This is a genomic window from uncultured Methanobrevibacter sp., from assembly GCF_937906425.1.
GTDB lineage: Archaea > Methanobacteriota > Methanobacteria > Methanobacteriales > Methanobacteriaceae > Methanobrevibacter.
The window spans coordinates 1-5,144 of sequence record NZ_CALCYR010000179.1 but is presented as its reverse complement, the minus strand read 5'-3'; the positions used below and the strand labels follow the sequence as shown (position 1 = coordinate 5,144).

Below are 5,144 nucleotides of genomic sequence, written 5' to 3'. Positions count from 1 at the left end.
CTTTACCAGGGGCTTTTGTCATTCCAAAACCTTTAACTCCAAATCCAACAAACCAAACAAAAACAGTCACTGCACCTAAAGCAGGATGATTAGTAGGCCTTTTTTTTGCAATAAGAATCAAATAAACAATAGCCATAGTTAATATAGCAATATCATCTGCTAATATCATTGGACTAAAAAAACTAAAACATATTTCTAGTATTACATCAGCTATAACAATAAGAATAAGTATTATACTCATTATCATTAAAGTCCTTGGATTTTCTCCCATTCTATATTTTCTTCTTACTGGAGCTGGAACTGGTCGTTCAACATTAGTATTCGATTCATATTGATTATTATAATAATTATTGCTTGCTTGAGATGAATTATAAGGTCCATCTGTTGTATTTGTTATAGACCCTTGTTGAATATCATTTTGAGAAGGAATATCATTATTATAATATTGAGGTTGATTATAATTATTTACCATTTGAGGTATTGGAGCTTCGACATCATCATAATATGGTTTTTCTGGTACATCATCTTTAGTTGATCCATCATTTATTGGATCAACATATTCAGGATTATAATTAATATCAGCCATTTCTAAATTAAATTTTATTTATTTCTAAAATTTAATTTATAATTAAATTTTATTTATTTCTAAAAAATAATTTATTAATTAAATTTTCGCAGGATTTTTATTTAAAAAAATTTTTTAAAAAAATAATTTTTAATTTAAAAAACTGAATTTAGTAAGTTTTAATTTAAAAAGAACTGAATTTAATAATTTTTAATTTAAAAAACTGAATTTAATGTTTTCTCATGTTTAATTTAATAACTAATTGATTTAAAGGTTTTCTCATGTTTAATTTAAAAAATAATTCTGCTAAGGCTCATAAATTTCATATTGATAATATTTTAAAAAAATTGGAAGAAAATGACCTTGATGCTATGTTGGTGGCTAATTTTAACAATATTTATTATCTTTCAGGATATCTTTCCACCAGTTTTGCATTTATGGTGCTCAAGGAAAATCCAATTATCTATGTTTCTGAAATGGATTTGGAAAATGCAAAAAACACATCTTCCATTGAAATAAAAAAATATGAGTCATTTGATGATTTAATTCACTTTTTAAAGGAGGAAAATATTAAAAATCTTGCTATTGAATCAGATTTGACTGCCAATGTCTATCAAAAATTCAAGGATTTCAATTTAGTTATTTCTGATGTCATATCCACTGAAAGAATGATTAAGTCTGATGATGAGATTAAAAAAATATTCAAGGCCACAGAGATTGCTCATAAGTCTTTGCTTGAATTGGATGTTCGTCAAAAGCAGGAAGATGGGGCAGAAGAATGGGCATGTGCCTATGAATTAGGTTATTTGATGAGAAAGAATGGTGCTGCAGTTGAATCATTTGACACTATTTTCGCTTCAGGTGCGGTTTCAAGCTTGCCTCATTCAACTCCAAGGCATGTAAAATTAGACACTCCTGTTTTGGTTGATTATGGCTGTAAATTTGAAGGATATTGTTCAGACACTACAAGAACATTTATTTATAATGAAAAGCAGGAAGAGATTTCAAATATTGTTCTTGAAGCTCATGATAAGGCGGTTGATGCTGTAAAAGCAGGTGTAAAAGCTTGTGAAGTTGATAAGGTGGCTAGAGACATCATTGCGGAATATGGTTATGGAGATAATTTTATTCATAGCACAGGTCATAGTTTAGGTCTGGACATTCATGAAAATCCTTCTGTTTCATATAGGGACAAAACAGTTTTGGAAAATAATATGATAATTACAATTGAACCTGGAATATATCTTGAAGGGAAATTCGGAGTGAGGATAGAAGATATGGTTTTAGTTGATAAAAAGGGAAAATTGGTTGGTAATTTGCCTCAAATACTTTAATTTTCTTTTTTATTATTTTTCAATCGAGGATTTGTTTTTTATTATTCTTTTTCCTTATTTTTAATAGATTTTTTTTAATTTTATTTTTCCTTATTTTTAATAGATTTTTTTAATTTATTTTTTTCTTATTTTTAATAGGATTTTTTTAATTTTTATTTCTTTTTTTAGTTTTATTTTTCTATTGTGTATGATTTTTTTACTTTTTTAAATTTTTACTTTTTTTAAATTTTTTTAATTTTATTAAAAATGTTTAATTTTTTTGTAATATTGATTTAATTTCGTAATATTGTTTTATTTTAGTAATATTGATTTAAAAATGAATATTTTTAAAAAAAACTACGAAATATTTATTTATTACTTTAATTAAATTATAATCAATGTTTGTAGAGGATTTTATTTATAAATTGTCAAGTTTTTTTGAAGAAAAATTAAGTGAAAATATTCTATTGAAGTTTCAGGAATATCTTATTAGGGCGGGGATTTTTACATTTGCATCAGAGATTCTAGCTATTTTAGTTCTTTCAGTTCTGGTTTTGCTGCTTATATTTTCTATTTTTTCTTTAATCTTTTCATTTGATATTTTGCTTTCTATGATTTTTGCAATAGTCTTGCCTATTCTACTTTTTTTGCTCTTTGTTTTTATCCGGGCTGAAAAAAGGTCAGAAGAGCTTGAAAATTCACTTCCTGACTTTTTAAGACAATTGTCTTCTATGTTGCGTGTTGGAATGAGTTTGGAAAATGCCTTAATGGATCTTTCACAGCATGGGAATGGTCCATTGTATGATGAGCTTAAAAGAGCTGTTGTTGAAATAAGGATGGGAAAGAGTTTTGATGAGTCATTCTATAATATGGCAATTAGACTGAACTCCAAGGATTTGGAGAGAAGTTTTAAGATAATTTTAAATGCTCATAAAAGTGGTGGCGGTTTGGCCGATGTCATAAGTGATGTAAGTGATGACTTAAGGGCAATGATTATTTTAAAACGTGAAAGAAAGTCTTCAGTTATGATGTCAGTTATGTTTTTAGTTCTTGCATCTGTAATTGCCGCCCCCTTTGCATTGGGGATGGTTGGAGTCTATTCCTCATTTATGCAAGAATTAGGTAAGATAAGTGCAATCAGTGAAATTGCGCCTCTTGCAAGTGAAATCTATCTTATTATACATTCGATTTTAGCGGGGTTTTTAATAGCCTTGATTATGTATGGTGATATTAAAAAGGGCTTGAAGTTTTCTATTCCAATTACAATTCTTGCATTTTTAGTTTTTACATTGATAAATACATTTGGAATAAGCTTTTTTGGATTTTAGTATTTTAATTTAAGCAGTTTTAGGATGATTATATGGTTTTTAAAGAAATTCATACTTTTATTTTTGATGATAATGGACAAGGTTCAGTTGAATTGTTGCTGATTTTAGGAGGAATAATAGTAATTGTTTTGGTTTGCATGTCTATGTATAAGAATTATTTAGTGGATTTTACTCAAGAATTAGACTCTAATGAGATCAATTCATTAAACAATTCTTTTAATGATATCGCTTCCAAATTTGAATAATTATTAAAATAATTATATAAATCTATAAATCTATAAATTTAATAAACTTAATATTAAAACATAAGTAATTTAAGAAAAATTAAATATTTTCTTTATTTATTTTAATCTTAATTATTGGATAAAATTTTGATTCTAATTTAAATTAAATTTATGGAGTTATTTTTATGAAAATGTTAATAAATGGTGAGTTTGTAGATAAATCAGACCATTATGATATTAAAAATCCCTATGATGATTCTATTGTAGACACTGTTCCAATTGCATATAGAAATGATGTTGATAGGGCTGTTGAAGCTGCAAATGACGCTAAAAAAGTTTTGTCAGGATTGTCCAGTAAGGAAGTTTCAAACAATCTCTTTGATGCATATGAGGAATTGCTTTCATTAAAGGAAGAAATGGCTAAATTGATTGTTTTAGAAACTGGAAAACCTTATAAAAACGCTGTTGGGGAATTGGAAAGGTCATGTGAAACATTGAAATATGCATCTGAAGAAGCTAAACGTATTTATGGGGAATCTGTACCTATTGATGCAACAGGATCTGTAGATGAACGCTTTTTAGCATTTACAAAGAAAGTTCCTTTAGGTGTTGTTGGAGCAATCACTCCATTTAATTTTCCTGTTAATCTTGCATTGCATAAGATAGCTCCAGCTATTGCAGCTAAAAATGCTGTAGTCATGAAACCTTCAATGGAGGCACCTTTAGCAGCCTTAAGGCTTGTTGAAATAATTAACAATCATTTTCCTAAAGGCGTAATCAATTCAGTAACAGGTTTTGGAAGTGAAGTAGGGGATGCAATGGTTGTCTCCCAGGGAATTGATAAGATAACCTTTACAGGAAGTGTTGCAACAGGTTTGTTTATTTCATCAAGGGCGGGAATGAAAAAATTGACCTTGGAATTAGGTGGAAATGATCCATTGATTGTATTGGATGATGCAAATATTGATAATGCTGTAAGTGCTGCAGTTTCAGGTGCATTTTCCTTTTCAGGTCAGGTCTGTATTGGCGTAAAAAGGATTATTTTGGACAATAAGATTGCTGATGAGTTTATTGATATGTTTATCAAAGAGACTAAAAAGCTTAAAATGGGAAATCCTATGGACAAGGAAACTGATATTGGTCCATTGATTAATGAAAATGCTGCAATAAATGTTGAACAGTCTGTAAATAGTGCAGTTCGTGATGGTGCAGAAATCCTTTTGGGAGGCAAGAGGGAAAATGCATTTTTCCAACCTACCATTTTGGACGGAGTTAATATGTCAATGGATATAGTTGCTCAGGAAACCTTTGGCCCTTGTGCTCCAATCATTCGTGTTGATGGAATTGATGAAGCTATTAAAACAGCAAATGACACCCAATATGGTCTTCAATCAGGAGTATTTACTGAAAATGTTCATAATGCATTAAGATGTGCAAATGAAATCGAGGCAGGTTCTGTTTTGATTAATAAGGAATCTTCATTCAGAACTGATGCAATGCCATTTGGAGGATTCAAGTCAAGTGGGGTTGGAAAGGAAGGAATAAAGTATGCAGTTGAGGCTATGTGTAAAACTAAATTGCTGGCATTTAACTGCAGATAATTTTCTATCTTTCTAGAATTTTAATTAAAAATTAATCATTTCTTTTATTATTAGAAAATTTTAATTTTAATTTTATTTTATTTTTTTTATTTTTTTAAGAAAATTTTAAGTTT

Annotated in this window: 5 protein-coding genes; 4 read left to right on the top strand and 1 reads right to left on the bottom strand. The window is 28.7% G+C overall.

Annotated elements, in window-relative coordinates; genetic code table 11:
- A partial coding sequence (locus tag Q0138_RS05105; RefSeq protein ID WP_297981727.1) for a hypothetical protein occupies window positions 1-586 on the bottom strand: 586 nt, incomplete at its 3' end.
- Between the two features lie 260 nt (window positions 587-846).
- Here Q0138_RS05105 and Q0138_RS05100 point away from each other — a divergent pair.
- The 4 genes from Q0138_RS05100 to Q0138_RS05085 all read left to right on the top strand — a co-directional run bounded on the left by Q0138_RS05100 (window position 847) and on the right by Q0138_RS05085 (window position 5,031).
- A complete protein-coding gene (locus Q0138_RS05100; protein ID WP_297981725.1) occupies window positions 847-1,899 on the top strand; it encodes an aminopeptidase P family protein in 1,053 nt (350 codons plus the stop codon).
- 404 nt (window positions 1,900-2,303) lie between these two features.
- Window positions 2,304-3,206, top strand: a complete 903-nt coding sequence (locus Q0138_RS05095; protein WP_297981723.1) for a type II secretion system F family protein — start codon at window positions 2,304-2,306, stop codon at window positions 3,204-3,206.
- A 32-nt stretch (window positions 3,207-3,238) separates the two neighbouring features.
- Complete coding sequence (locus tag Q0138_RS05090) at window positions 3,239-3,451, top strand: class III signal peptide-containing protein (RefSeq protein ID WP_297981721.1); 213 nt, start codon at window positions 3,239-3,241, stop codon at window positions 3,449-3,451.
- 164 nt (window positions 3,452-3,615) lie between these two features.
- On the top strand, window positions 3,616-5,031 hold the full coding sequence (locus tag Q0138_RS05085; RefSeq protein ID WP_297981719.1) for a lactaldehyde dehydrogenase: 1,416 nt from the start codon (window positions 3,616-3,618) through the stop codon (window positions 5,029-5,031).
- The last annotated feature ends 113 nt before the right edge of the window (window positions 5,032-5,144 follow it).

What these genes read in the sequence shown, in the direction of transcription:
- Q0138_RS05100 (WP_297981725.1), top strand. Translation starts at nt 847, where the DNA reads ATGTTTAATTTAAAAAATAATTCTGCTAAGGCTCATAAATTTCATATT.
- Q0138_RS05090 (WP_297981721.1), top strand. Translation starts at nt 3,239, where the DNA reads ATGGTTTTTAAAGAAATTCATACTTTTATTTTTGATGATAATGGACAA.
- Q0138_RS05085 (WP_297981719.1), top strand. Translation starts at nt 3,616, where the DNA reads ATGAAAATGTTAATAAATGGTGAGTTTGTAGATAAATCAGACCATTAT.